Origin of the sequence: Labrys monachus (assembly GCF_030814655.1) — a bacterium.
Classification (GTDB): Bacteria; Pseudomonadota; Alphaproteobacteria; order Rhizobiales; family Labraceae; genus Labrys; species Labrys monacha.
Genome location: NZ_JAUSVK010000001.1, coordinates 2,796,970 through 2,821,582 on the forward strand (window position 1 = coordinate 2,796,970; position 24,613 = coordinate 2,821,582).

19 protein-coding genes are annotated in these 24,613 nt (G+C 68.8%); 11 read left to right on the forward strand and 8 right to left on the reverse strand.

Annotation, left to right across the window (positions count from 1 at the left end; all coding sequences use genetic code 11):
- Positions 1–127: 127 nt before the first annotated feature.
- Genes J3R73_RS12660 through J3R73_RS12670 form a run of 3 tightly spaced genes read left to right on the forward strand, consistent with a single transcriptional unit; the run spans position 128 to position 3,809 of the window.
- On the forward strand, positions 128–1,186 hold the full coding sequence (locus J3R73_RS12660; RefSeq protein ID WP_307427147.1) for an extracellular solute-binding protein: 1,059 nt from the start codon (positions 128–130) through the stop codon (positions 1,184–1,186).
- The gene (locus J3R73_RS12665) at positions 1,183–2,775 is read left to right on the forward strand and encodes an ABC transporter permease (RefSeq protein ID WP_307427150.1); all 1,593 of its coding nucleotides are present in this window, start codon (positions 1,183–1,185) and stop codon (positions 2,773–2,775) included. Before J3R73_RS12660 ends, J3R73_RS12665 begins: the two co-directional genes overlap by 4 nt.
- A gap of 2 nt (positions 2,776–2,777) precedes the next feature.
- Positions 2,778–3,809 carry an ABC transporter ATP-binding protein gene (locus J3R73_RS12670; RefSeq protein ID WP_307427153.1) on the forward strand — a complete coding sequence of 344 codons (1,032 nt, stop codon included), beginning with the start codon at positions 2,778–2,780 and terminating at the stop codon, positions 3,807–3,809.
- A gap of 243 nt (positions 3,810–4,052) precedes the next feature.
- Here the strand turns inward: J3R73_RS12670 and J3R73_RS12675 are convergent, their stop codons facing one another.
- From J3R73_RS12675 to J3R73_RS12705, 7 genes are all read right to left on the reverse strand, one after another.
- Positions 4,053–7,580, reverse strand: coding sequence for a molybdopterin cofactor-binding domain-containing protein (locus J3R73_RS12675; protein ID WP_307427157.1), 3,528 nt, complete (start codon positions 7,578–7,580; stop codon positions 4,053–4,055).
- Positions 7,577–8,071: a (2Fe-2S)-binding protein gene (locus tag J3R73_RS12680; RefSeq protein WP_307427160.1), complete on the reverse strand. Its 495-nt coding sequence runs from the start codon at positions 8,069–8,071 to the stop codon at positions 7,577–7,579. Before J3R73_RS12680 ends, J3R73_RS12675 begins: the two co-directional genes overlap by 4 nt.
- Positions 8,072–8,612: 541 nt before the next feature.
- Entirely contained in the window at positions 8,613–10,403 is a 1,791-nt protein-coding gene (locus J3R73_RS12685; protein WP_307427164.1) for a hydantoinase B/oxoprolinase family protein, read from the reverse strand.
- 11 nt (positions 10,404–10,414) lie between these two features.
- Entirely contained in the window at positions 10,415–12,502 is a 2,088-nt protein-coding gene (locus tag J3R73_RS12690; protein WP_307427166.1) for a hydantoinase/oxoprolinase family protein, read from the reverse strand.
- Between the two features lie 199 nt (positions 12,503–12,701).
- On the reverse strand, positions 12,702–13,151 hold the full coding sequence (gene derI, locus J3R73_RS12695) for a D-erythrulose-4-phosphate isomerase (RefSeq protein WP_307427169.1): 450 nt from the start codon (positions 13,149–13,151) through the stop codon (positions 12,702–12,704).
- Between the two features lie 87 nt (positions 13,152–13,238).
- Complete coding sequence (locus J3R73_RS12700) at positions 13,239–14,966, reverse strand: glycerol-3-phosphate dehydrogenase/oxidase (RefSeq protein WP_307427172.1); 1,728 nt, start codon at positions 14,964–14,966, stop codon at positions 13,239–13,241.
- A gap of 30 nt (positions 14,967–14,996) precedes the next feature.
- Positions 14,997–16,499 (reverse strand): FGGY-family carbohydrate kinase, encoded by a 1,503-nt coding sequence (locus J3R73_RS12705; protein ID WP_307427175.1) that lies wholly within the window; start codon positions 16,497–16,499, stop codon positions 14,997–14,999.
- Positions 16,500–16,693: 194 nt separating this feature from the next.
- Here J3R73_RS12705 and J3R73_RS12710 point away from each other — a divergent pair, with 194 nt between their 5' ends.
- Genes J3R73_RS12710 through J3R73_RS12720 form a run of 3 tightly spaced genes read left to right on the forward strand, consistent with a single transcriptional unit; the run spans position 16,694 to position 20,327 of the window.
- Positions 16,694–18,262 (forward strand): sugar ABC transporter ATP-binding protein, encoded by a 1,569-nt coding sequence (locus tag J3R73_RS12710; protein ID WP_307427178.1) that lies wholly within the window; start codon positions 16,694–16,696, stop codon positions 18,260–18,262.
- Positions 18,252–19,256, forward strand: coding sequence for an ABC transporter permease (locus tag J3R73_RS12715; protein ID WP_307427181.1), 1,005 nt, complete (start codon positions 18,252–18,254; stop codon positions 19,254–19,256). Before J3R73_RS12710 ends, J3R73_RS12715 begins: the two co-directional genes overlap by 11 nt.
- 42 nt (positions 19,257–19,298) lie before the next feature.
- On the forward strand, positions 19,299–20,327 hold the full coding sequence (locus J3R73_RS12720; protein ID WP_307427183.1) for a substrate-binding domain-containing protein: 1,029 nt from the start codon (positions 19,299–19,301) through the stop codon (positions 20,325–20,327).
- On the opposite strand, the gene J3R73_RS12725 is transcribed toward J3R73_RS12720, so the two are convergent.
- Positions 20,312–20,551 (reverse strand): hypothetical protein, encoded by a 240-nt coding sequence (locus tag J3R73_RS12725; RefSeq protein ID WP_307427186.1) that lies wholly within the window; start codon positions 20,549–20,551, stop codon positions 20,312–20,314. The genes J3R73_RS12720 and J3R73_RS12725 overlap by 16 nt on opposite strands.
- Positions 20,552–20,658: 107 nt before the next feature.
- Between J3R73_RS12725 and J3R73_RS12730 the strand changes: the two genes are divergently transcribed.
- The 5 genes from J3R73_RS12730 (at position 20,659) to J3R73_RS12750 (ending at position 24,507) form a co-directional block, all read left to right on the forward strand.
- A complete protein-coding gene (locus tag J3R73_RS12730; protein ID WP_307427189.1) occupies positions 20,659–21,453 on the forward strand; it encodes a DeoR/GlpR family DNA-binding transcription regulator in 795 nt (264 codons plus the stop codon).
- A 39-nt stretch (positions 21,454–21,492) separates the two neighbouring features.
- The gene (locus J3R73_RS12735) at positions 21,493–22,257 is read left to right on the forward strand and encodes a GolD/DthD family dehydrogenase (protein WP_307427191.1); all 765 of its coding nucleotides are present in this window, start codon (positions 21,493–21,495) and stop codon (positions 22,255–22,257) included.
- 14 nt (positions 22,258–22,271) lie between these two features.
- Positions 22,272–23,279 (forward strand): dihydroxyacetone kinase subunit DhaK, encoded by a 1,008-nt coding sequence (locus tag J3R73_RS12740; RefSeq protein ID WP_307427194.1) that lies wholly within the window; start codon positions 22,272–22,274, stop codon positions 23,277–23,279.
- Complete coding sequence (gene dhaL / locus J3R73_RS12745; RefSeq protein WP_307427197.1) at positions 23,279–23,920, forward strand: dihydroxyacetone kinase subunit DhaL; 642 nt, start codon at positions 23,279–23,281, stop codon at positions 23,918–23,920. The genes J3R73_RS12740 and dhaL overlap by 1 nt, the downstream gene beginning before the upstream one ends.
- 125 nt (positions 23,921–24,045) lie before the next feature.
- Positions 24,046–24,507 (forward strand): YiiD C-terminal domain-containing protein, encoded by a 462-nt coding sequence (locus tag J3R73_RS12750; RefSeq protein ID WP_307427200.1) that lies wholly within the window; start codon positions 24,046–24,048, stop codon positions 24,505–24,507.
- Positions 24,508–24,613 lie beyond the last annotated feature (106 nt).

Genomic DNA, 24,613 nt, shown 5'->3' on the forward strand with positions numbered 1-24,613 from the left:
AAACAACAATGTGAAGGCGCGCGGTGGAAAACATCTCCCATCGACATTGATAAAATCGCGCATGGGTTTACCCCTCCGGCAGCGCCGCCTGGGGCGGCCGTTGCAGATACATTTGACAGGAGTTCGCATGTCGTTTCGTTCGCCGGGGTTGCCATTGCGTGGGCGTGGGCCAGGCCGGATTCGCGGCCTGACGGGCCTTGTCCTGCTCGCCGGCGCGGTGGCCGTCGCTTCGACGCCGGCGGCCGCCGATGCGGTGAAGCTGACGCTCTACAGCGCGCAGCACCAGCAGATGGTCGAGATGCTGACCAGCGGCTTCACGAAGCAGACGGGAATCGAGGTCGCCGTCCACAAGGGCGAAGCGCCGGAGATCGCCAACCAGATCGCGCAGGAAGGATCTTCCTCCCCCGCCGATCTCTACATCACCGAGAATTCGCCGGAACTGCTGCTGCTCGAGGAGAAGGGCCTGCTGGCCAAGGTCGATCCGGCGACGCTGGCGTCGGTGCCGTCAGCCTATAGTTCGCCCACCGGAGCGTGGGTCGGCGTGCTCGCCCGCGAGAACGTGCTGGTCTACAACAAGTCGATGATCGGCGAGGGCGACCTTCCGGCTTCGCTCCTCGATCTGGCGAAGCCTGCATGGAAGGGCAAGGTGGCGATCGCGCCGACCGACGCCGACTTCATGCCGCTGCTCAGCGCCGTCAAGGTGCTCGTGGGCAAGGACGGGGCCATCGCCTGGCTGAAGGGACTGAAGGACAATGCCGCCGTATATGACGACGACGAAGGCGTCGTCGCGGCGGTCGACCGCGGCTCGGCCGCGACGGGCATCATCAACTCCTATTATTTCGAGCGCTATCGCGTGGAGACCGGCGACGACAAGATCCACAGCGCCATCCATCATTTCGGCGGCGGCGATGCCGGCGCGCTGGTCAACGTCTCCGGCGCGGCAGTGCTGAAATCCTCGCACAACCAGGAGGCCGCGCAGAAGTTCCTCGCCTATATCGTCAGCAAGCCGGCGCAGGCGGCGCTCGCCGCCAGCGACGTCGACTTCGAATATCCGCTCGCCGCCGGCGTGCCGGCGAATCCGGCGCTGAAGCCGTTCGCGCAATTGCAGCCGCCCCGGATCGACCTCGCCCATCTCGGCGACGACCAGGATGCGGCGGAGATGTTGCGGGAAGCCGGCCTGCTGTGACGCCGTCCGCGGTCCATCGTCGATTGAGGCAGACCCAGGGGCGGCCGCCCCTGGGTTTCCTCGCCCTATCGGCGGCCGGAGCGGGGCTCGTCGTCCTGCCGCTGGCCTACACCGTCGTCGAGGCGTTCCAGGTGCCGGCCCGCGAGGCGACGAAGCTGCTGTTCCGGCCTCTGGTCGGGCAATTGCTGCTCAACACGCTGGACCTCGTCGCCGCCGCGACGCTTCTCGCCGGGCTGGTCGGCACGCTCGCCGCCTATTTCGTGGAAAGGACGCGCTTTCCCGGACGGCCGGTCTTCGCCGTGCTGGCGGCCGTTCCGCTCGCCGTTCCGCCCTTCATATCGAGCTATGCCTGGGTGTCGCTCAGCCCCGCCCTCGAGCAGTTCGCCGGCGCGCTGCTTGTCGTCACCTCCTCCTATTTCCCGCTCGTCTACCTGCCGGTCGCGGCGGCCCTGCGCGGCATGGACCCGGCTCTGGAGGACACCGCCCGGTCCCTCGGCGTCGGCGGGTTTTCGAATTTCCTGCGCGTCGTGCTGCCGCAATTGCGGCCGGCGCTGCTCGGCGGCATGCTGCTGGTGGCGCTGAACACGCTCGTCGAGTTCGGCGCCTTCGCGCTCCTGCGCTTCCGCACCTTCACGACCGAGATCTTCGCCGAATACCGGGCCGGCTTCAACGGGCCGCAGGCGTCGCTCCTCGCCGTCGTCCTGATCGCTCTGTGCCTGGTCTGCCTCTTCGCCGAGGCGAAGGTGCGCGGCACCCGCCGCTATGCCCGCGTCGACCGCGGCACGCGGCGCCGAATCGCGCCGCGCAGCCTCGGCCGTGCCGCGATCCCGGTGACGGCGGGCTTCCTCATCCTCGCCGCCACGACGCTCGGCGTCCCTCTCGGCATGATCGCCTACTGGCTCCTGCAACACAATTCGGCCGCCGTCTCGCCCGTCGTCGCGTCGCCTCTGGCGCTTGCCCAGGCGATGTTCTCCTCGATCGAGCTGGCGGTGCTCGGGGCGGCCTTCACCCTGCTGCTCGCCTTGCCGCTGGCCTATCTCGCCATACGCTTTCCGGGCCGGCTGGTGACAATGCTCGAACGCGCGGCCTATCTCGCCCAGGGCGTGCCGGGCATCGTCGTCGCGCTCGCGCTCATCGCCTTGACGGTGCGCCATCTGCGCCCGCTCTATCAGAGCACCGCTCTGCTCGTCGTCGCCTATGCCATCCTGTTCCTGCCGCTCGCCATCGTCGGCCTGCGGGCCACCTTCGCGCAGGTCCAGGGCAGCCTGGAGGATGCCGGCCGCTCGCTCGGCCTCTCCCGGATGCGCGTCATGCTGCGCGTGGTCCTGCCGGTCGCCGCCGCGGGGATCGGGGCCGCCGCCGCCATCGTCTTCGTCTCGATCGTCACCGAACTGACGACCACGCTGCTGCTCGCCCCCATCGGCACGGTGACGCTCGCCACCGAAATCTGGGCGGACACGTCGACCCTGGCCTTCGCGTCCGCGGCACCTTATGCAGCGCTGATGACGCTGCTCTCGATTCTCTCGACCTGGCTGCTGGCAGGCCGTTTCGGCCGGGTGAACGGCGGCGAAGCCGGCGGGAGCGCGTAGGAATGGCCGAACTCGTCATCGAAGGGCTGGCCAAGTCGTTCGGGGGCCGGCAGGTGCTGTCGGCTATCGACCTCACCGTGCCGTCCGGCAGCCTCCTTGCCATCCTCGGCGCATCGGGAAGCGGCAAGACGACGCTCCTGCGCCTGATCTGCGGTTTCGAGCAGGCCGAGGCCGGGTCGATCCGCATCGACGGCCGGCCGGTCGCCGGCAAGGGCCTGCACGAGCCGCCCGAGCGCCGGCGCATCGGCTATGTCGCGCAGGAAGGCGCCCTGTTCCCGCATCTCGACGTCGCCGCCAACATCGTCTTCGGCCTGCCGCGCCGCCAGCGTGCCGCCCGGCACCGTGTGGCCGAACTGCTCGACATGGTCGGCCTGCCCGCGGGCTTCGCGTCGCGCCAGCCGCACCAGCTCTCCGGCGGCGAGCAGCAGCGCGTCGCCCTGGCGCGGGCGCTGGCACCGGAGCCACGGCTGGTGCTGCTCGACGAGCCGTTCTCGTCCCTGGACACGGCGCTGCGGGCGGAGACCCGCGAGGCCGTGGCCGCGGCGCTGGCGGCGGCCGGCGCCACCGCCGTCCTCGTCACCCACGACCAGCCGGAAGCGCTGTCGATGGCTGATCCGGTCGCCGTGCTGCGCGGGGGGCGGCTGATCCAGGTCGCGACCCCGGAAGAACTCTACCGGCGGCCTGTCGACGCGGCGCTGGCGCGCTTCGTCGGCGAGGCGGTGCTGCTGCCAGGCCTGTCGGACGGCGTCTCGGTGCGCTGCAGCCTCGGGCAGCTGACGCTTGCCGCCGGCATGCCGGAGGGGCCGGTCGAGGTACTGGTGCGCCCCGAACAGATCCGGCTGGGCACGGCGCATCCGGTCCGCGCCCGGGTCTGCGGCGTGCGCTATTTCGGACATGACGCGAGCATCCGGCTGGAGACGGCGGATGGCGGGACGCTCTCGGTGCGCCTGTCCGGCCACGCCGTGCCGAAGATCGGCGAGGAGGTGGCGCTCGCCGTCGAAGGCGAGGTCGTGGCCTATCGGGCCGCCGGATAGCACCCCCCTGGGACCGCGGGCGTCCCGCCCGCCTCTTGTCTGCCGCCGGCAGGTCGGTGCCGGATCAGGCACGGTCGCGTTGCCAAAAGCAGGCTGGAAGCCTCGGATACTCCCAGGAGCGCCCTTCCTGGGACCGCGGACATCCTGTCCGCCTCTTGTCTGCCGCTGGAAGGGCGATGCCGGATCGGGCACGGCCGCGTTGCCAAAAGCAGGCCGGAAGCCTGCGATCCCAGGGAGGCAACCTCAACCCTGGGGCCGCTGCCTCAGGCGGGCGATCGTCTCCTCGACGCCGTCCCAGGCCGGCTTGTCCGGCGCGAATCGGCTGCGGGCATAGCGGGCGAGGTCGGCGATCTGGCCGTCGCTCAGCACGCCGGCGAAGCCCGGCATGGCGCCTTGGCCGGAGCCGTCGATGCCGTCGAGGACGACCCTGAGGAAATTGGTGGGGCGCGAGGCGTGGAGATTGGTGTTGAGGCCGAGGGGCGGGCCGAGATTGACGGTCAGCGCGCCATGGCCGGCGTCATGGCAGGCGGCGCAGGCGCCCTCATACAGGCGTGCCGCGACGCTGGTCGCCGGATGGGCCGTGGCGGAGGATGCGGCGGCGATCCGGCTCGCGCGCGTCTGCGCCTCGCCGGCGGAAAGAGGATCGCCGAAGCCGGCGAGATAGGTCGCCATGGCGCGGATGTCCTCGTCCGGCAGGGCCTTCAGTTCCGCCACCACCGGCGCCATCGGTCCGGCGGCCGTGCCGTGCAGCGGCGAGGCGCCGGTGCGCAGATAGGCGTAGAGCTCGGCCTCGCTCCACGGAATGGGAGCGTCCGAGAGGCGCGTGAGAGCGGGCGCGTCCCAGCCCTCGGCGACGCCGCCGGCAAGATGGGCCGCGCCCCCGCGCTCGGCGCCGAGGAGGTTGCGCGGCGTGTGGCAGGCGCCGCAATGGCCGAGCCCCTCCACGAGGTAGCGGCCGCGATTCCACGCCGCGGACCGGGCGGTGTCGGGCGCGATCTCCTCGGTGCGGTTGAAGAGAAGGTTCCAGCCCGCCATCAGCGGGCGGAGATTGAAGGGAAAGGCGAGGCGGCTCTCGGTATTGGCCTGCCGGACGGCCGGCTGGGCCATCAGGAAGGCATAGAGGGCCTGGAGGTCGGCCTCGCTCGCCTTGGCGAAGCTCGGATAGGGGAAGGCGGGGTAGAGGTGGCGCCCATCGCGATGGATGCCTTCCCGCATCGCCCGCTCGAAGGCCGGGTAGGACCAGCTGCCGATGCCGGTCTCGGCATCGGGCGTGATGTTCGTCGTCCGCACGGTGCCGAACGGCGTCGCCAGGGGAAGGCCGCCGGCATACGCCGCGCCGCCGGGGACGGTATGGCAGGTCGCGCAGGCGCCGAGCGCGGCGAGGATGCGGCCGCGTTCGATGGTGGCCGCCGAATAGGCTGACGGGTCCGGACGCGGGATCGGCGTGATGGCGGGGGCGACGGCGAGGCTCGAGGCCGCGAAGCCGGCGAAGAGCGCGCCGATGCCGCCGAAGATCGCCAGGCGGCGACGCTTCTTCGACGTGGTTTCCTGCGGCGCCGCCGGACGGCCGCCGAGCGCCGCGAGCACCCGCTCCGGCGTGAGCGGCAATTCGCGGAACCGCACGCCGGTCGCGTCATAGACGGCATTCACGATCGCCGCCGCGCTCGGCACGGAAGCCGATTCGCCAGCGCCCATCGGCGGCAAATGCTGGCGGTCCATCATCATCACGTCGATGGCCGGCAGGTCCGGGAAGCGCAGGATCGGATAGGCGCCCCATTCGCGGCTGGCGACCGCCGTCGTCTCGGTGAAGCTGACTTCCTCCTTCAGCACCCGGCTCGTCGACTGGATGACGTTGCCGTGGATCTGGTGGCGCACACCGGCCGGGTTGATCATCATGCCGGTATCCTGGCCGACGACGACGCGCGAGACGCTGACCTCGCCGGTCGAGCGGTTCACCGCGACTTCGGCGACCCAGGCCGACCATGCCGCGCCGACGCCCGGCCACGAGCCGTGCACGTAGCGCGCCTGGGCAAAGCCCCGGCCGTGCAGCATCTCGGCCTCGGCATCCTGCGCCGCCGGGCCGACGCGGCTCTGCCAGCCGGCGCGCTCCGCCGTGGCGCGGACGAGATCGGCGGCGCGCGGGTCGGTCAGGTGGCGCAGGCGGAACGCGACGGGATCGGCGCCGGCCTCCTCCGCCAGTTCGTCGATGAAGCTCTCATGCGCGAAGACGTTGGGAAGCGCCGAGACGCCGCGCAGCCAGGACGCCCGCACGATCGGCGCCATGTCGTGCACGGTGACGCGCATATTCTCGTAGCGATAGGAAGGCGCCGCCGTGCGGTCGCCCATCTTCAGCACCGCCGGCTCTGGGGAGACGCGCCCGGTGAGCAGGAGCGCCAGCGTCGGCGCGGCGTTGGAGGGGTAGCGCGTCTGGAAGTCGTAGGCGAGCAGCGAGTCGCCGGGGCCGAGGGCGCCGGAGACGTCGATGAGCTGGCCGGCGCCCTTCGGCTCCCATTGGTGCTCCTGCTCGCGCGTCAGCTGCACGCGGACGGGACGGCCGACCGCGCGGGAGAGCAGCACCGCGTCGGCCGCGACGTCGTCGGCGCAGTTGCGGCCGTAGCAGCCGGCGGCCTCGACGCGGACGATCTCGATCCCGGCCTCGGGCATGCCGGTCAGAAGGGCGATGTCGCTGCGCAGCGCATGGGGGTTCTGGGTGCCGGACCAAACGGTGATGCCGTCCCCACCGGCATCGGCGACGGCGCAGGACGGGCCGATCGAACCGTGCATCTGGTAGGGCCAGACATAGCTGCGGTCGAGACGCTTGCCGGCGGAGGCGAGGGCGGCATCGACGTCGCCCTCGTCGATCAGCCGGCGGGACTGCACCGGCCGCGCGCGCAGCGCCTGTTCGAGGTTGCCGAGCCCGCCGCCGGTGGTCCACGGCTTCCAGGCGACCTTCAGGCAGGCGGCGGCCCGGGCGGCGTGCTCCTCGCGCTCGGCGACGATGCCGACGAAGTCGCCCTCGACGACGACCGCGACGATGCCCGGAATGTCGGCGATGGAGGACCGGTCGACATGATCGAGACAGCGGCCGATGAACTCGCCGCCGTCGATGCCGGAATAAGGCGGTCGGACGACCCGGCCGTGCAGCATGCCGGGCAGGCGGACGTCGTGGACATAGACGAAGCGCCCGGTCGCCTTGTCGGGAATGTCGACGCGGCCGACCGGCCGGCCCACGAGGCGATAATCGGCGATGGGCTTCAGGGGCGTGTCCCTGTCGAGCGGCAGGTGGATGCGGCGGTTGCGCAGAAGCTCGGCGAAGGAGATGGCGGCTGCGGCATCGTCGCGCATGCTCACCATGCCGTCCGCGGTCGCGAGGTCCTCGGCGCTCGCGGCGAGCGCGTCGGCGGCCAGGCCCAGCAGGTGGCGGCGCGCCTGCGCGGCCGCGATGCGCAGCGGCACGGCGGTGACCTGGATGGTCTCGCTGGCGATCGTCGGCCCCTGATTCGGCGTGTTCTCGGTGTCGCCCAGCACCATGTCGACCGATGCGAGGGCAACGTCGAGCTCTTCCGCGACGATCTGCGCCAGGGCGGTGCGGATGCCGGTGCCGAGATCGACATGGCCGCAGAAGGCGTGCACGGCGCCGTCCTCGGTCAGGCAGACATGGATGTCGAGCCCCTCGGGCGGCTCGCTGCCGGCCGGCGCGCCGCGGCGGGGCTCGACCACGGCGAGCACGCCGCTGCGCTGGAGGAGGGCGCTGCGCGAGGGACGGCTCATGCTCCGGCGCTCCGCGCCTGCCGGATGCGCTGCGCCGCCAGCATCGCCGCCTGCAGGATCTCGACATGCGTGCCGCAGCGGCAGAGATTGAACCGCAGCTCGTTGCGGATCTGCGTCTCGCCGACCTCGGGATCTCGGTCGAGCAGCGCCTTCACGGTCATGATCATGCCGTTGAGGCAATAGCCGCACTGCGCCGCTTCTGCGTCGATGAAGGCCTGCTGGACGGGGTCGAGACGGCCCGGGGCGCCGAGGCCTTCGAGCGTCAGGATCTCGCGGCCCTCGGCCATCGCCACGGGAAGGACGCAGCTGCGGGCGGCCAGGCCGTCGACGATGACGGTGCAGGCGCCGCATTCGCCGAGTCCGCAGCCATATTTCGGGCCGTTGAGGGCAAGATCGTTACGCAGGAGGTAGAGGAGAGGCGTGTCGCTCTCGGCGGTGACGACGCGCTCGCTGCCGTTGACACGCAGCCGGTGCGGACGCGGCGGCTTCATGGGGCGGAACGCGCCCGCGGAACGCGGCGAGCGGGAGCAGGCTGCGGCGGCAGCCCATACCCCGCCAGGATAACGCCAGTTCGACTCGGCACGCGCCCCTCGGAATTCGTTTGTGTACACACAAGATGGCGCAGGTCGGCGGCGTTGACAAGCGGGGAAGAGGCCGCGGGCTTCCCGGCGGGGTCCGACCGTCCGGTCGGTGTCGGTGATTGTCGCATGCGGCTGCGGATGCCGCGGCCGGCCACTCAGGTCATGAAGCGCCACGCCGGCAAAGAGACAAGATAGCCGGCAAACCTGTCGATCAGGGGGCGGGAAGGCGCTTGGCGTCCTTCGCCGGTTCGGCAGGCCGCAATGCCTGCCTTCGTGTTCCGAGGGGCGGCAAGCGGATCCTGATTGCGGGTATCGGAACGATCCGTCAGTCGCCGCCCTTTCGGCGAAGGGCTGCAGCGCATGCCGGAGAGACTTCCTTGATGTCCGGCGCCGATCGAGGCGGCTCCCCGTCGCCTGCCGCTCCGCGGGGGAGGGGGCGTCCGCCCCCTTCTCAGGGCGTCCTGCCCCGCAGCCGCCCGGTTTCCTCGGCATCGATTGCGAGGCTGTCGTCTTCCCGCAGGCCCGTGAGACAGACGCCGTAGACGTCGCGGGCACGCTCGGGCGTTTCCCAACCTTCGAGGACGTCGTGCAGAACGCGCCTGGGATCCCGCTCGAGAGGATTGCCGTAGCCGCCGCCGCCGGTGTGCCGCCCTTCCACCGTCTCGCCCTCGGCGAGCGCGAGGACGACGATGTTGGGGAGCGGCTCGGCGGTTCCGTCGGCACGCAGCAGACGATGCTCGGCCCGGGCGCCCGCCTGGCCGCCCCGCGCGCCCTCGGGCGGAAAATGGGTACCGTCGCAGGGCCAGATCACCTCCATCCGCGGGCAGCGCGCCACATAGCTCACCTCCATCGAAGGGGCGCCGCGGAAGCGGCCCGCGCCGCCCGTGCCGGGTATGAGCCGCAGATACTGCACCTCCATGGGATGCTTGAGTTCGTCGATCTCGACGGAATCGCGATACATCAGCCCGGCTGCGACCGGCAGGCCATAGGTGACCCAGCCATCCGCAACCGCGCTCGCCGGTCCGCCGGAGTTGGTCAGGAACAATTGATTGACGAAAGGGCTGCCGTTGAGCCGCGGGTCGCGACCCGAGACGACGGCGCAGCCCGCTCCCATGCCGATGCCGCCTTCCGCCAAGCCCCAGCCCTCGCCGATCTGCGCGAAGGCCGCCTGGACGAGGTTGACCATCCGGTCCGAGACATTGGTGGTGGCCAGCGAGCAGCTCGCGGGGAATTCCGGCCCGCCGCAGACCGAGCCCTGGCGGATATGGATGCGGATGCGGCTGAACGAACCCGAATTGCGCGGGACGTCCGCGTCGATCGAGTTGAAGATGCCGGCCATCACCGAGGCGCCGGCGCAGGCTTCGCTCTGGTTGAAGCCGCAGGCGACATTGTCGGGGTTCTCGGTGAGATCCACGTCGATATAGCCGTCGCCGGGATCGATGGTGATGCTGGCCTTCAGCGGAATGCCGTCGGGCAGCAGGGTCCCGAAGGGGTCGTGGTTCCCCGTATTGGTCAGGGTCACGGCCGGCAGGGTCTTGATGGCGGCGACCATGCGCTGCTCGGCATAATGCATCCAATGCTTGATGAAGGCCTTGATGGTGGCCTTGCCGTATTTGGCGCACAGCTCCTTCAGACGGCGCTCGCCGATGCGGGCCGAACCGATGCCGGCCAGGAAGTCGCCGTACCACTGGTCGGGGACGCGGATGCGCGAGCGGCACATGCGCACCACGTCCTCGACCATCGTGTAGTTCGACTGGATCTTGACGGCGGGAAAGATCAGCGCTCCTTCTTCGTACTGGTCGCGGGCGCCGGCCATGTAGGTGGTGGGAAGGGCATTGCCGATGTCGGCCTGATGCGCCTTGGCGACCGTCGTGAACAAATGTTCGCCGTCGATGAACACCGGCACCAGGAAGGTGTGGTCGCCCGCATGGCTGTTGCCGGAATAGGGATCGTTGTGCAGGTAGCAATCGCCCTCGCGCAGGTCCGCCCCCGCATTCTCGGTCATCGTGCGGGCCTGCATGTGGCTGCCGAAGATGTGGATCGGCAGGCCCTCGGCCGAGGCGAGCAGCTGGTTGTCGCCGGTGCAGATCGAGCAGCTGAAGTCGCGCGCGCTGTTGATGACGCCCGATCGGGCGGCGCGCAGCAGCGTGTTCGTCATCTCCCGGATGATGCCGTCCACCCGGTTGGCGAGGATGGCCGTCATATAGGGATCGAAGTCTTCCGCCTGGGTCGGGGTCGCCATGGTGTCGCGCCTCATTGGATGTTCAGCCGATAGTGGCCGGCGGCGCTCACATGCGCCGACATGTCCGGGTAGACCACGAGGGTGGTCGTGGGTTCCTCGACCACGGCGGGACCCGTGATGGTGTGGCCGGGGCGAATATCCGCCGCCTTGTAGATGGGCGTCCGCACGGGCTCGGCACCGCCGAAGAAACACAGGCGGTGGCCGGATACGCTCGGGGAGGCGCCCTCGACCGGCGTTTCGAGGCGGGTTGCCGGCGCGTCGAGCTTGACGGTCAGGCGCACCTTCCAGCTGACGGTCTCGACCGCGCTTCCCAGGTCCTTCACGGCGAAGATGCGCTCGTGCAGATCGTGGAAATTGCCGACATAGGCATCGAGTTCCGCCTGGCCTGCGAAGCGTCGCGAGGGCAGGGGCGTATCGGGGAAGGGCGTGTCGAGTTCCCAGACCTGGGCCTGGTAGCGGGCCTCGCCGTAGAATTCGAGCGTGACGGGACCGGTCTGATCGGGCAGCTTGTCGCGCATGGCGAGCACGCGGGCCTCGAGCGTATCGAGGAGGGCGTTCACCCTGGCGAAGTCGAAGCGGTTCGACAGGCAATAGAGGCTGCCGACCTCCTCCGCCACGATGTCGGCATATTGCATGCCGGCGGCGGAGAGCGCCGAGGCGGTCTTCGGCAGCACCACATGGTCGCAGCCGAGTTCCTTGGCGATGAGCATGATGTTCATGCCGGCCGCTCCGCCGCCGGCCACGATGGTGCTTTCGCGCGGATTGATGCCCTCGTTGATGGTGACGTCGGCCACCGCCCGCATCATCAGATCGCCGGCCAGCGTCAGGATGCGCCAGGCGGTTTCCTCGATCGTGAGGCCGAGAGTGGTGGCAAGGCCCGCCATCGCGGCACGGGCCGCCGCCACGTCGAGCACCATGCGCCCGCCGAGGAAATAGTCCGGGTCGAAATAGCCGAGGACCGCGGCCGCATCCGAGACGGTCGGCAAGGTGCCGCCGCGCCCGTAGCAGGCCGGGCCCGGCACGGCACCTGCCGATTGCGGACCGACATGCATGAGGCCGCCATCGTCGATCCAGGCGATGGAGCCGCCGCCGGCGCCGACCGAGCGCATGTCGACGGCCGCGATGCCGAGCAGGTCACCGGTATAGCGGGGCCCGAGCCAGGTGTCGCGGTTGAAGGTGAGCGCGCCGTCGCGCACCACGCCGACGTCGAAGGTGGTGCCGCCGGTGTCGCAGATGATGACGTTCTCGCCCAGATTCTCCAGGCGCGAATAGGTGATGCCGGCGATCGGCGCCATCGCGGGGCCCGAGCCGATGGTGAAGATCGGGCGCTCGACCAGGGCTTCGATGCTGTTGCATCCGCCCGCCGCCGTCGACACGAAGATATTGCCGCGATAGCCCGCCGCCTGCAGGTCTGCTTCGAGTTCGCGCAGATGGCGCTGCATGAGCGGCTTCAGCGAGGCATCGATGGCGGTGGCCGAAGCGCGGCGATATTCGCGCATGATCGGCACGAGGCGAGACGACAGGCTGTAGGGCACGCCGGGCAGCACTTCCTCGAACAGCGTCCCGACGGCCTCCTCATGGGCGGGGTTCAGGACCGACCACAGAAGGCAGACGGCCACGGCCTCGAAGCCCCGCGTCGCGATCTCGGCGAGGGTGCTCTGCACCTGCGCGCGGTCGAGCTCGCGCACGACGATGCCGGCGGCGTTGACGCGTTCGTCGATCTCATAGACGTAGCGCCGGGGGATGTAGGGTTCGGGATAGTCCCGGCTGAAATCGTGAGGCCGGAACTTGCCGCCTTCCTTGAGCACCAGAGTGTCGGGGAAGCCGCGCGTCGTGAGAAACGCGGTCTTGGCCGCGGTCTTGGTGACGATGGCGTTGGTCGCGCGCGTGGTGCCGTAGATCAGCAGGTCGGTCTCGGCGACCAGCTGGGCGAAGGAGAGCCCGATCTGGTCCGCCGCGGCCGCGATCGCGTCACGCATGCCGTCGAAGATGCGGGCCGGCGTGGTCAGCGCCTTGCCGATGGTGAACGTGCCGCTGCGGTCGCTCACCACGACGTCGGTGAAGGTGCCGCCGGTATCAACCGAAATCTTGAATCCCATCGATCGCAATGCCTGTCCGCTTTGGAGCGCCGCGGTCGGCGGGTTTGGCACCGGCGGCTGTCAGGAGCGGAGGATAGGGGGCTGCCGGGCAGCGGGTCTTGCCTGTCGATGTATGATCGTTTGGTGCAGCATGCATTCGGGCGGGAGAAGCGGCGCCGTCAGACGTCGCTTCTCCTGGGGCGAGAGCGGATCTCTCGATTCAGCCCTGCTTGCCGTATTTCTCGTCGAGCTTGTTGACCGCGTGCACATTGGCCGCGGAAGCGCCCTGCGGATCGAAATCCGAGGCGAGGAACGTGTCGACGATCGCCTTGGCGAGCTCGGGGCCGACGACGCGCGCGCCCATGGTGATGATCTGGGCGTTGTTGGACTTGGCGGCGCGCTCGGCCGAATAGGTGTCGTGCGTCTGTGCGGCGCGGATGCCCGGCACCTTGTTGGCGGACATGGCGACGCCGATGCCGGTGCCGCAGAACAGGATGGCGCGCTCATGCTCGCCGGCGGCGACGGCGGTGGCGACGCGGTCGGCGACATCGGCATAGAAGCCGGTGACGCTCAGGTCCTCGACGGTGACGTCGGCGCGGTTCTTCAAATGGGCGGCGATCACGTCGAGCAGGGGCTTGCCGGCGCCGTCGGCTCCAAGGGCGATCTTCATGTCTGGTTCTCCGTCGGTTATGCGTTGTAGTTGTGTCAGGGTCCGGAACGATCCGGGCCCTCGGCTTCATTCCGTATCGGTCGTTCCTTAGCCCGCCATGGCCGGCGGTGAAAGCCTGACGCCGTGGCGCTCGGCCGCGATCGCGCGGACCCGTGCGATCTGCCTGTCCGTTTCCCCGTCGCTCCAGCCCAGGACCTCGGCGCAGATGCCGGCGAGCTCCTCGATGGCCGATGTCGTGAGCTGGCCGGAAAAGGCAATGGATGTGCGGCGGAAAATCAGGTCGTCGAGATCGACGACGTGTTCGCCCGCGACCAGCGCGCGGATTTCGGCGGCACCGTAGTCCGGCAGGCTCGCCAGCATGCGGTCGGGCGAGACGCCGCCGACGGCGAGCACGCGTTCCGCCGCCGTGCCGTAGCGGTCCAGCAGGGCTTCGGCGCGGGACGCATCGATGCCGAATCGCGCGGCGATCCGCTCGATCCAGGCGCGGCGCGCCTCGGGCGTGGCCGGATAGCCGCGGCCGCCGCCGATCGGCTCGAGCAGGGTGTCGCGCCGGCGCGTGCGGCCGAGCAGGCCGAGCACGATGTCGGCTGTTTCCGCCGAGAAGGCGCGGAATGTCGTCCATTTGCCGCCGATCATCGACAGCACCGGCACGGCACTGCCGGGTAGGGTGTCGCGGCCGAGCGAATGGTCGCGGCTGATCTCACCGGGATCGTCGACCTGGGCGGCAGGCAAAGGGCGGATGCCGGCATAGCGGTAGATGATCTGGTCGGGCGTGATGGCGAGGTCCGGAAAGACCTCGCGCACCATGCCCAGCATATAGGCGGCTTCCGCATCGTCGCAGACGACCGAATCGGGGTTGTCGGCCTTGATGTCGGTCGAGCCGATCAGCGCCCGGCCGAAGAAGGGATAGACGAGGCAGATGCGGCCGTCCGACGAGCCGAAATAGATCATGTGGCCGTCGAGCTGGCGCACCAGCTCGGGATTGTCCACCACGATATGGGAACCCTTGGTGCCGCCGATATAGGTCCTGTTCAGGCCGACCGCATGATTGACCTTGTCGATCCACGGCCCGGCGGCGTTGATGACCACCTGCGGCGCGACGGCGAAGGTCTTGCCGCCGACCCCGTCGGTGACGAGCACCCGGCCGTCCGCCAGGCCGGTGACGGCGGCATGGTTGAGGGCGCGGGCCCCGGCATGGGCGGCCTCGCCGTCCGCCACCAGCTCGTAGCAGAGCCGTTCGGCCTGGGTGACCCGGGCGTCGTAGTAGGTCGACGTCGCCACCACCGAGGGAGTCATGCGGGGAAAATGCCGCAGCGCCCGGCCGCGCAGGGCCATGCGGTGGCGCGGCATGACCCGATGCTTGCGCCCCAGCCAGTCATACAGCGCCAGTCCGACCTCGACGATGAACAGGCCGCGGTCGGCGAGCTTGGCCTTGCGGCCGAAGAAGCGCAGGACCGACGGCCAGATCCCGCCCCAATAGGAGTGGATCGGCACCACCGTCGGCAGGGCCTTGACGAGATGCGGGGCGTTGCGCAGCAGGAGATTGCGCTCGCGGGTGGATTCGGCGACGAGCCGGAACTCGCCGGTCTCCAGATATTTGAGGCCGCCATGGATGAGGCGCGACGGCGCAGCGCTCGTGCCGGCGCACCAGTCGCCCTTGTCGACCAGCAGGCAGTCGATGCCCTGCATCGCCAGGTCCCGGAACACGCCGGCGCCGTTGATGCCCGCCCCGATGATCAGGACGGAGACCTGCGGATCGGCTTCGAGGCCGCGAAAGGTCGCCGCACGGCTTCCGGGAAGTTTGGATTCGGTCATGGAAAAAGCCCTGATATCATCGTCGCGCCGTCAATCGGCCGCCGCGGGAGCGGTCCAGAACGGGCGCACCGCGTCGGCGAGCGCCTGGTAGCGCCGGAAGCGCCGGTTCAGCTCCGCATGCCGGGCGGGATCCGGTGCGTAACGCCCGGTGACGCGGCAGGCCCGGCCCGTCGCATCCTCCAGCGACTCGTAGAGGCCGATGCCGACGCCGGCGACGAGGGCGACGCCGAGGGCGCCGATCTCCGTCGCCTCGGGGATCTCGACCGGCATGCCCAGCGCATCGGCGAAGAACTGCGCCGTGCGCGGCGCCGAGGAGCCGCCGCCGGTGATGCCGGCGCGCTCCAGCGGGAAGGCGGAGGCCAGGGCGTCGGCGTGGTGGCGGTGGTTGAAGACCGCGCCCTCGATCACCGCCTTCAGCATGTCGGCGCGCGTATGCCAGGAGCGCAGGCCGAGGAAGCTGGCGCTCGCGGGCTCGCTGTAGGGCGAGCCATAGAGGAAGGGATGGAAGATGGGGGCGTCGGGGCGCGGCGGCTCGGCGAGATCGGCTTCGATCTGGGACCAGAGCGGCGGCCCGCCCTGGGCTGCGAGGGCGATCTCGGCCCGATAGGCCTGCGCCAGGAACCAGTCGACATTGTTGGACGAGGCCGGGGAGATCGACATGTTCATCCACTGGCCCGGCCGGAGGCCGGCGCGCGCGGCCCAGCGCGGATCGACCACCAACCGGTCGGACAGCGTCTCGTTGATGCTGAAGGTGCCCGCGGTGATCGAGAGGCTGCCCGGTTCGAGATTGCCGAGCCCGACGGCGCTGGCGGTCACGTCGTGCATGCCGCCGGAAACCGGCGTGCCGGCGAGAAGGCCTGTCGCTTGGGCCGCCTCTTCGGTCACCCTGCCGATGCATCCGGCGCTGGGGAGCACGGGCGGCAGCGCCGCCTGCAGCGCGTCCAGCCCGAACAGCGACAGGATGGCGGTATCGTAACCCTGGCGGTGGGGCTCCGTGAAGGCGGTGCTGGCGTCGGTCGGGTCGGTTGCGAACACGCCGGCAAGACGGAAGCGCAACCAATCCTTGCAAAACATCACATGAGAAATGTGATGATAGCGCTCGGGTTGATATTGTTTGATCCAGGCGAGCAGGGTTGTGGCGGCATAGGGATAGGGACGCTGGGCGGTGAGGCGCTCGGCCTCGTCGAGGATGCCGGCTTCCCGCCACGCGGCGGTGACGGCATGGGCCCGGCTGTCGACCGACTGGATGCCGTTGCCGAGAGCCCGGCCGTGGCGGTCGGCGAGATAGACGCCGTCGCCATGCCCGGTCACGCCGATGCCGGCGATCGCTGCGGCATCGATGCCGGTCCGCGCCAGGACGTCCCGGATCGCCGAAGCGGCGGTCTTCCACAGCAGATCGGGATCCTGCTCGACGAAACCAGGCGCCGGATGGACGGGTGCCGTGCGGTGGCCGGCGATTCCCACGGTGCGTCCCGTTTCATCGAAAAGGGCTGCCTTGATCGCGGTCGACCCACAATCCAGACCCAGCAGCATCGGCCTTCCTCCAAATTCCTGTCTGCGCGCGGCTCTTGGGGCCGTGAGGTGGCAGGCGACGGTCACACAGGAACGTCGCAATTCGGCTTGACGTGTAACATATGAATGTTACGATTGTCCTCAGAAATGTTACATCTCACAATCTGACGCAACAATGTCGCACGAGACGGCATGAGCGGCGCGGGAAACGTTACATGAGCGATCGACCAGCCGATCCGCAGGGCAATCCTTCCAACGGTGCCGCTTCGGGCGCGCCATCGGGGCCGGCCCTCTCGGTCGGCGGCATCTCCAAGGCTTTCGACGGTATTCCCGTGCTGCGCGACATCACGGCGACGTTCATGCCGGGAACGGTGAACATGCTCGCCGGCGAGAACGGGGCCGGCAAGTCGACGCTGTTCAAGATCATCTCGGGCCAGATCGCGCCCGACCGCGGCGTCCTCACCGTCAACGGCGCGCCGGTCCACACCTTCGATCCGCGCTACGCCCGCCAGCGCGGCATCTCGATCATTCCCCAGGAACTGCTGCCGATCCCGGACATGAAGGTCTGGCAGAACCTCCTCGTCGGCCGCGAGAGGACGTTCACCCTCGGCTTCCTGCGCCGGCGCGAGATGGTGGCGGAATCGCGCCGCCTGCTGCAGGAATTCGGCCTCGACATCGATCCGGAAAGCACCATGCGGCGGCTCGGCGTCGCGGCCACGCAGATGATCGAGATCATCAAGGCGACCTCGCGCGATTCCAACATCGTGCTGATGGACGAGCCGAGCTCCTCGCTGAGTTCCCGCGAGACCGAGCAGCTCTTCCGGGTGATCCGTCTGCTGCGCTCGCGCGGCGCCTGCATCCTCTATACCAGCCACCGCATGGAGGAGATCGAGCAGATCTCCGACACCGTCGCGGTGATGCGGGACGGCGCCATCATCCGCCATGAGCCGACCGCCGCCTGGACCGAGCGCCAGATCATCACCGCCATGGTCGGCCGCAACATCGAGGACATGTTCCCCGACCGCGCCGTCGCCGAGGGCGGCAGGCCGGTGCTGGAAGTGCGCGACTTCAAGGTTGCGGGCTATGGCGCGCGGACCTCGTTCACCGTCCATGCCGGCGAGATCCTCGGCCTCGGCGGTCTCGTCGGCGCCGGCCGCAGCGAATTGCTGGAGGGAATCTACGGCCTGCGCCGGGCGGAGGGCACCGTGCTGATCGAGGGCAAGCCGCTTGCCCTCTCGACGCCCGCGGCGGCGATCCGCCAGGGCATCGCCTTCGTGCCCGAGGACCGCAAGATCTCCGGCGTGCTGACCTCGCTTTCGATCCTCGACAACGTCACGCTGCCGCATCTGGGCGCCTTCGCGGGCGCCGGCGGCTTCGTCGACAACACCGAGCGGCGCCGGAAGACGCTCGATGTCCTCAAGCGCACGCGGGTCAAATATGCGCGGCTCGGCCAGACGGTGGCGCATTTGAGCGGCGGCAACCAGCAGAAGATCGCGCTCGCGCGCTGGCTGGTGACCGACACGCCGCGCCTCCTCATCCTCGACGAGCCGACACGCGGCATCGATGTCGGCGCCCGCAGCGAGATCTACCGCCTGATCCACGACCTGGCCGAGCAGGGCGTCGCCATCCTCCTCGCCTCCTCGGACATGCCCGAACTCATCAATCTCAGCCATCGCATCCTCGTCATGCGCGCAGGCGCGATCGCCGGGGAGCTGTCACGCGAAGACGTCAACCAGGAAAGCATCCTGCGTCTGGCAATGGGAAAGACCAAAGATGCAGCCTGAACAAGCCGGCATATCCTCCACCGATCTTGCATCCGCCGCCCCGGCGAAGCGCCGCTTCGAGGTGAAGGAGATCCTCCTTCGCTATGCGCTCGTCTTGGTGCTGTTCGTCTTCGTGATCGTGCTGGGCCTGTCGAATGCGAGCTTCTTCACGCTCTCCAACTTCAACGTCGTCCTGCTGCAGGTCTCGACCAACGCGCTGCTCGCGACGGGCGCCACCTATGTCATCCTGACCGGCGGCATCGACCTGTCCGTCGGCAGCGTGGTCGGCATGTCCGGCGTCGCCGCCGCCATGGTCGCCCAGCGCGACGGCGTGCCCTGGACCGTCGCTGCGGTGGCGACCGGCGTGCTGGCGGGCGGCGCCATCGGCCTCCTCAACGGCCTCCTCGTCGCCGTCGCCCGCGTGCCCGCCTTCGTCGCGACATTGGGCACCATGACCATCGCGCTCGGCATCGCCTATGTGCTCAGCGACGGCCAGCCGATCTCCGGCCTGTCGGATGCCTTCCTGGCGGTGAGCGACCAGCTCTACGGCTTCCCGATTCCCGTCATCCTGATGGTGCTCGCCGTGATCGTATCGTGGCTGCACCTGTCGCGGACGCGGGTCGGCCTTCACATCTATGCGGCCGGCGGCAACCCGCAGGCGGCGCGCGTCGCCGGCGTCAACCTGCGCGCCATCCTGGTCCTGGTCTACACGATCAGCGGCCTGCTCGCCGGTCTCGCCGGCGTCGTCCTCGCCTCGCGCGCCACCGCCGGCATCGCCACCACCGGCACCGGCTACGAGCTCAACGCCATCGCGGCGGCGGTGATCGGCGGCATCAGCCTGATGGGCGGGCGCGGCAGCATCTTCGGCACGGTGTTCGGCTTCATGATCATCGGCGTGCTCGATAACGGCCTGAACATCCTGAACGTTTCGCCCTTCTACCAGCTCATCATCAAGGGCGTGATCATCATCGGAGCGGTGTTCATCGACTCCACCCTGAACCGGAAAGACGACTGAGCATCGTCTTCCGCAGCAACCATAGCTCAATGGAGGATCTCAATGACTTTCACCAAGCGCCTTGCCCGCAGGGCGGTCTTGCTCGCCGGCGCGGCCATGCTGTTCGCCGGCCCGGCCCTGGCCGACAAGGCCAAGCCCGTGATCGGCTTCACGGTCTACGACATGACGTCCTTCATCGCCTGGGGCAAGCAGGGCGCGCAGGCGATCACCGACGCCAACAACGGCACGCTGCTCTGGCAGAGCGCCCATGGCGACGTGAACGCCCAGATCTCGCAGATCCAGCAGTTCATCAACCAGAAGGTCGACGTCATCATCATCGCCGCCGTCAATTCCTCGACGCTCGGCCCGCAGATCGATCAGGCCACCAAGGCCGGCATTCCGGTCATCGCCACCAATCTGAGCATCAGCGGCCCGGAAGCCGCCAAGCTCGTCTCCTATGTCGGCCCCAACGATGTCGGCGCCGGTGAGCAGGAGGCCCAGGCGGTCGTCGACGCCCTCAAGGGCAAGGGCAATGTCGTGGTGATGCAGGGCCCGGTCGGCCAGTCCGGCGCCATCGACCGCACCAAGGGCATTCAGAACGTGCTCGCCAAGAATCCCGGCATCAAGGTCCTCGCCATGCAGCCGGCGAACTGGGACCGCACCCAGGCCTACAAGCTGATGCAGGACTGGCTGTCGCGCTACGGCGACCAGATCAACGGCCTGATCTCCGAGAACGACGACATGGCGATCGGCTCGATCCAGGCGCTGAAGGAGAAGGGCCTCAACGGCAAGATCCCGGTCTCCGGCGTCGACGCCATCAAGGACGGCCTCAGGGCGATCCGCTCCGGCGACATGATCCAGACCAATCTGCAGAACGGTGCCCTCGAGCTCGGCATGGCGGTGCAGGTGGCGATCGACCACATCAATGGCAAGCCGGTTCCGAAGGAAGCGATGCTGCAGATGCCGGGCATCACCAAGGCGAATGTCGAGAAGTTCTACGACCAGCTCTTCACCAATGCCGACAAGTTCGTGGCCGGCCTGCCCGACCTCATCAAGGCGAACCTGAAGTCCGGCGACTACGCCAACCAGTAGGGCAGGATTGCGATCTCCATCGGGCAGGACGGTTGCGCCCGATGGAACTCTGGAATGAGATGCGTGCGGAACGAGCGCTCGAACGCGTCATTCCGGGGCGCCCGCAGGGCGAGCCCGGAACCCATAAGCACCAGCTTGGCAAAGTTACGGTTATGGGTTCCGGCCTTCCGCTTCGCTTCAGCCGGAATGACGGCCGAGGCTTGCGTCCCACCGGTGATGTTCACACCGCAACATCGTTGTTTCCTCGCCGGTCCCACGCTTAAGATCGCTGGTTGGGCACAGGTGCAAGACGCCCTTTCCGAAAGGCACTTTGGAAATGCAGGAGCGGCAGGTGCATCCGGTCGACCAGAGCCGGAGCGGGCGCGCGATCGAGAACCGGCGCAAGCTCATCCTGGAGCAGATCATCCGGTCCGGCTCCGCCCAGGTCGAGGAACTCGCCTCGCGCTTCAGCGTCAGCCGGATGACCATCCATCGCGATCTCGACGCCCTCACCGAGCTCGGCATGGTGCGCAAGCAGCATGGCGGGGTGACGCTGCACGAATCCAATTCCGTGGAGAGCAGCTTTTCCTATCGCGCCCATCTGGCGGAACGGCAGAAGACGGCGATCGCCCGGGCCGGAGCAGCGCTGGTGCAGCCGGGCCAGTCGGTCATCCTCGACGAGTCCACCACCACCCTCTACATCGCCCCGCATCTGTCGAGCGTGACGCCGCTCACCGTGATCACCAACGGCATCGCCATGATCGACAGGCTGAAGGAGGCCCACGGCATCCAGCTCATCGGCCTCGGCGGCACGCATAATCCGAGGCTCAACGCCTTTTTCGGCCTCCTGTGCGAGAACGCCATCTCGTCGCTGAGGGCCAACATCCTGTTCATGTCGACCTCGGCCGTCTTCAACGGCGTCACCTATCACCAGGACGAGGAGGTCCTGAAGATCAAGCGCGCCTTGATGAACATCGCCCACACCAAGGTGCTGATGGTCGACAGCAGCAAATTCGGCGTGACCGCCCTGAACCGCCTTGCCGGCCTCGACGCCTTCGACGTCGTCATCACCGACAACGGCCTTCCGGAGCGCGACTGCGACCGCCTGCGCGAACAGCGCGTCAACCTGACGGTGGTGGATTGCTGAACCGCCGCATCCCCGACCTATCGAGCAGAGGACATACTCTTGGCTGACCCATTTACCTTCGAGACCGCCTTTTCCCTGAAAGGCAAGACGGCGATCGTCACCGGCGGGGCGAGCGGCATCGGCCTGGCCATCGCGCGCATGTTCGCCGAGCGGGGCGCCCGCCTCGCCCTCGTCGACCGTGACCCTGTCGTCGTGGCGGCCGCGGGCAGCCTCGGCGAAGGCCATGTCGGCATCGAGGTCGACGTTACCCGCGACGGCGCTCCGAAGCGGACGGTCGACGACATCGCCGCCCGCTTCGGCGCCATCGACATCCTCGTCAACAATGCCGGCGTGGCGCGGCTGGCGCCGGCCGAGGAGGCGACCCGGGAGGACTGGGACGTCACCATGGCGATCAACGTCACCGCCCCCTTCCTGTTCTCGCAGGCGGCCGGGGCGCATATGCTGCAGCGCGGCTCGGGACGGATCATCAACCTCGCCTCCCAGGCTGCCGCGGTCGCGCTGCAGTCGCATGTCGCCTATTGCACCAGCAAGGCGGCGATCGTCGGCATGACCAAGGTGCTGGCGCTGGAATGGGGGCCGCGCGGCATCACCGTCAACGCCATCAGTCCCACCGTGGTCGAGACCGAACTCGGCCGCAAGGCCTGGGCCGGCGAGGTGGGCGAAGCGATGAAGAAGCTGATCCCGACCCGCCGCTTCGCGCAGCCCGAAGAGATCGCGCTCGCGGCCGCCTACCTCGCCAGCCCCGCGGCGGCGATGATCAACGGCGCCGATCTCGCGATCGACGGCGGCTATACGATCCAATAGACAGGAAGAGGTCCATGAACCGGATCATCAACGATCCCGACGAGGTCGTCGAGGACGCCCTGGCGGGCATTACCGCCGCCCACGCCGACCTGCTCGCCAAGACCGGCCACCCCCGCGTCATGCGGGCCGTCGGCGTGCCGCGGCATGGCCGCGTCGGCATCGTCACCGGCGGCGGCTCCGGCCACGAGCCGGCCTTCGTCGGCTATGTCGGCCCCGGCCTGCTCGACGCGGTGGCGATGGGCGAGGTGTTCGCCTCGCCGACGGCGCGCGCCTTCCAGCACGCCTTCAAGGCCGCCGATGGCGGGCGCGGCGTCGCCTGCCTCTACGGCAATTATGCCGGCGATAACATGAACGTGAAGATGGCGGTGAAGCTCGCCGACCGCGAGGGCCTCACCGTCAAGACCGTCGTCGCCAATGACGACGCCGCCTCCGCGCCGGCGAGCGAGCGCGACAAGCGCCGCGGCGTCGCCGGCGAGATCCTGATGTGGAAGACGGCGGCGGCGCTGGCCGCCGAGGGCGCCGACCTCGACGCGGTGATCGCCGTGGCGCGCAAGACCATCGAGAACACAAGAAGCGTCGGCATCGGCCTGTCGGCCTGCACCATCCCCGCTGCCGGCAAGCCGAATTTCACCATCAAGGATGGTGAGATGGAGGTCGGCATCGGCCATCACGGCGAGCCCGGCATCGCGGTGATGCCGACGAAATCGGCGCGGGACATGGCGGCGCTGATGCTCGACACCATCGTGCCGGACCTGCCTTTCGGCCGCGGCGACGACGTCGCCGTGCTGATCTCCGGGCTCGGCGCCACGCCGCTGATGGAGCTCTACATCCTCTACGCGCATGTCGCGGAGATCCTCGCCGCGCAAGGCATCCGGGTCCGCCGGCGCTTCGTCGGCAATTACTTCACCTCGCTCGAGATGATGGGGGCGTCCGTCACGGTCACGCGCCTCGATCCGGAACTCGATCGCCTGATCGGCGCACCCGCGCGCTCGATCGGCTTCACCGTGACGGGAGACGAATGATGGCGCAGAGCGTCGATCTGAACGCAGCCGGCCCGATCCTCGGCGACATCGTCGCCGTCATCGTGGGCAATGCGGCCTATCTCAGCGAGCTCGACGGCGCCACCGGCGACGGCGATCACGGCGTCAACATGGGCAAGGGCTTCCGCATCACCGGGCAGAAGCTCGCCGCCGCGCCGCAGCCTCTCGGCGAGGGCTTCGCCACGCTGGCGGAGACGCTGCTCGACGAGATCGGCGGCTCGATGGGGCCGCTCTATGGCAGCTTCTTCCTCGACATGTCGACCTATCTGCGCGGCAGGACCAGCATCGACCGCGCCGGCTTCGGCCAGATGCTGCACAAGGGCATCGATGCCGTCATCGACCTCGGCGAGGCCAAGGTCGGCGACAAGTCGCTGGTCGACGTGCTCATCCCCGCCATCACCGCCTATGACGATGCCGTGGCGCGGGGCGAGGATTTCGCCGCCTGCCTCGATGCCCTGAAGGACGGCGCCGACCGCGGCTTCGAATCGACCAAGGGCCTGGTGGCGAAGATCGGCCGCGCCAGCCGCCTCGGCGAGCGCTCGCGCGGCTTCTACGACGCCGGCGCCGCCTCCTGCCGCATGATCCTGCACGCCCTCGCCGACGGCCTGCAGAAGCGGCTCTAGACGGAGGCCATGGGAGGGCAGCGGCTTTCGAGATCGCAGCGATGACGGGCGGAATTGCTTTGTGAACAGGGCGCCCTCACGCTATCCACGCCTGCTGCTCACGCGGATCCGGGGATGAATGTCCGATGGAGAACGACCAGTCGCGCGCCCTGACGGCCTATCTGCACGCCCACATCCCGTTGTCGGCAGCCATGCAGGTGTCTGTCGTCGCGGCGTCCACCGACGCCGTGGTGCTGGGCGCCCCTCTGGAGCCGAACATCAACCATCGAAGCACGGTGTTCGGCGGCAGCGCATCGGCGGTCGCGATCCTGGCGGCATGGTCTCTTCTCCACCTTCGCCTGACGGCCGACGGGCTTCCCAGCCGCCTGGTGATCCAGTCGAACCGGATGGACTACGATCGGCCCATCTCCGGCGCCTTCACTGCGACCTCCTCGCTTTCCGACCCGTCGGGATGGCCGCGCTTCGTCAAGACGCTCGCCCGGCACAAACGGGCGCGCATCGAGGCGCGAGCGATCCTCACCTATGGCGAGGCCGTCGCCGGACGTTTCGAGGGCGAGTTCGTCGCCTTCCTGCCGGAGACGGCCTGATCGCCAGGCGCTCAACGCTGCCGCCAAGGCAGCGGGCGAGCCGGGATATGGCGCCTATTGGGCCGGGCAGGGCGCCCCGCTGGCGCGGGCGATGCCGGCGGGAAGC

Excerpts from the sequence above, each read along its gene's own strand:
- derI (WP_307427169.1), bottom strand. The coding sequence starts at position 13,151 with ATGAAGATCGCCCTTGGAGCCGACGGCGCCGGCAAGCCCCTGCTCGAC.
- J3R73_RS12740 (WP_307427194.1), top strand. The coding sequence starts at position 22,272 with ATGAACCGGATCATCAACGATCCCGACGAGGTCGTCGAGGACGCCCTG.
- J3R73_RS12675 (WP_307427157.1), bottom strand. The coding sequence starts at position 7,580 with ATGAGCCGTCCCTCGCGCAGCGCCCTCCTCCAGCGCAGCGGCGTGCTC.
- J3R73_RS12710 (WP_307427178.1), top strand. The coding sequence starts at position 16,694 with ATGAGCGATCGACCAGCCGATCCGCAGGGCAATCCTTCCAACGGTGCC.
- J3R73_RS12680 (WP_307427160.1), bottom strand. The coding sequence starts at position 8,071 with ATGAAGCCGCCGCGTCCGCACCGGCTGCGTGTCAACGGCAGCGAGCGC.
- J3R73_RS12715 (WP_307427181.1), top strand. The coding sequence starts at position 18,252 with ATGCAGCCTGAACAAGCCGGCATATCCTCCACCGATCTTGCATCCGCC.
- J3R73_RS12670 (WP_307427153.1), top strand. The coding sequence starts at position 2,778 with ATGGCCGAACTCGTCATCGAAGGGCTGGCCAAGTCGTTCGGGGGCCGG.
- J3R73_RS12705 (WP_307427175.1), bottom strand. The coding sequence starts at position 16,499 with ATGCTGCTGGGTCTGGATTGTGGGTCGACCGCGATCAAGGCAGCCCTT.
- J3R73_RS12700 (WP_307427172.1), bottom strand. The coding sequence starts at position 14,966 with ATGACCGAATCCAAACTTCCCGGAAGCCGTGCGGCGACCTTTCGCGGC.
- dhaL (WP_307427197.1), top strand. The coding sequence starts at position 23,279 with ATGGCGCAGAGCGTCGATCTGAACGCAGCCGGCCCGATCCTCGGCGAC.
- J3R73_RS12690 (WP_307427166.1), bottom strand. The coding sequence starts at position 12,502 with ATGGGATTCAAGATTTCGGTTGATACCGGCGGCACCTTCACCGACGTC.
- J3R73_RS12660 (WP_307427147.1), top strand. The coding sequence starts at position 128 with ATGTCGTTTCGTTCGCCGGGGTTGCCATTGCGTGGGCGTGGGCCAGGC.
- J3R73_RS12750 (WP_307427200.1), top strand. The coding sequence starts at position 24,046 with ATGGAGAACGACCAGTCGCGCGCCCTGACGGCCTATCTGCACGCCCAC.
- J3R73_RS12720 (WP_307427183.1), top strand. The coding sequence starts at position 19,299 with ATGACTTTCACCAAGCGCCTTGCCCGCAGGGCGGTCTTGCTCGCCGGC.
- J3R73_RS12685 (WP_307427164.1), bottom strand. The coding sequence starts at position 10,403 with ATGGCGACCCCGACCCAGGCGGAAGACTTCGATCCCTATATGACGGCC.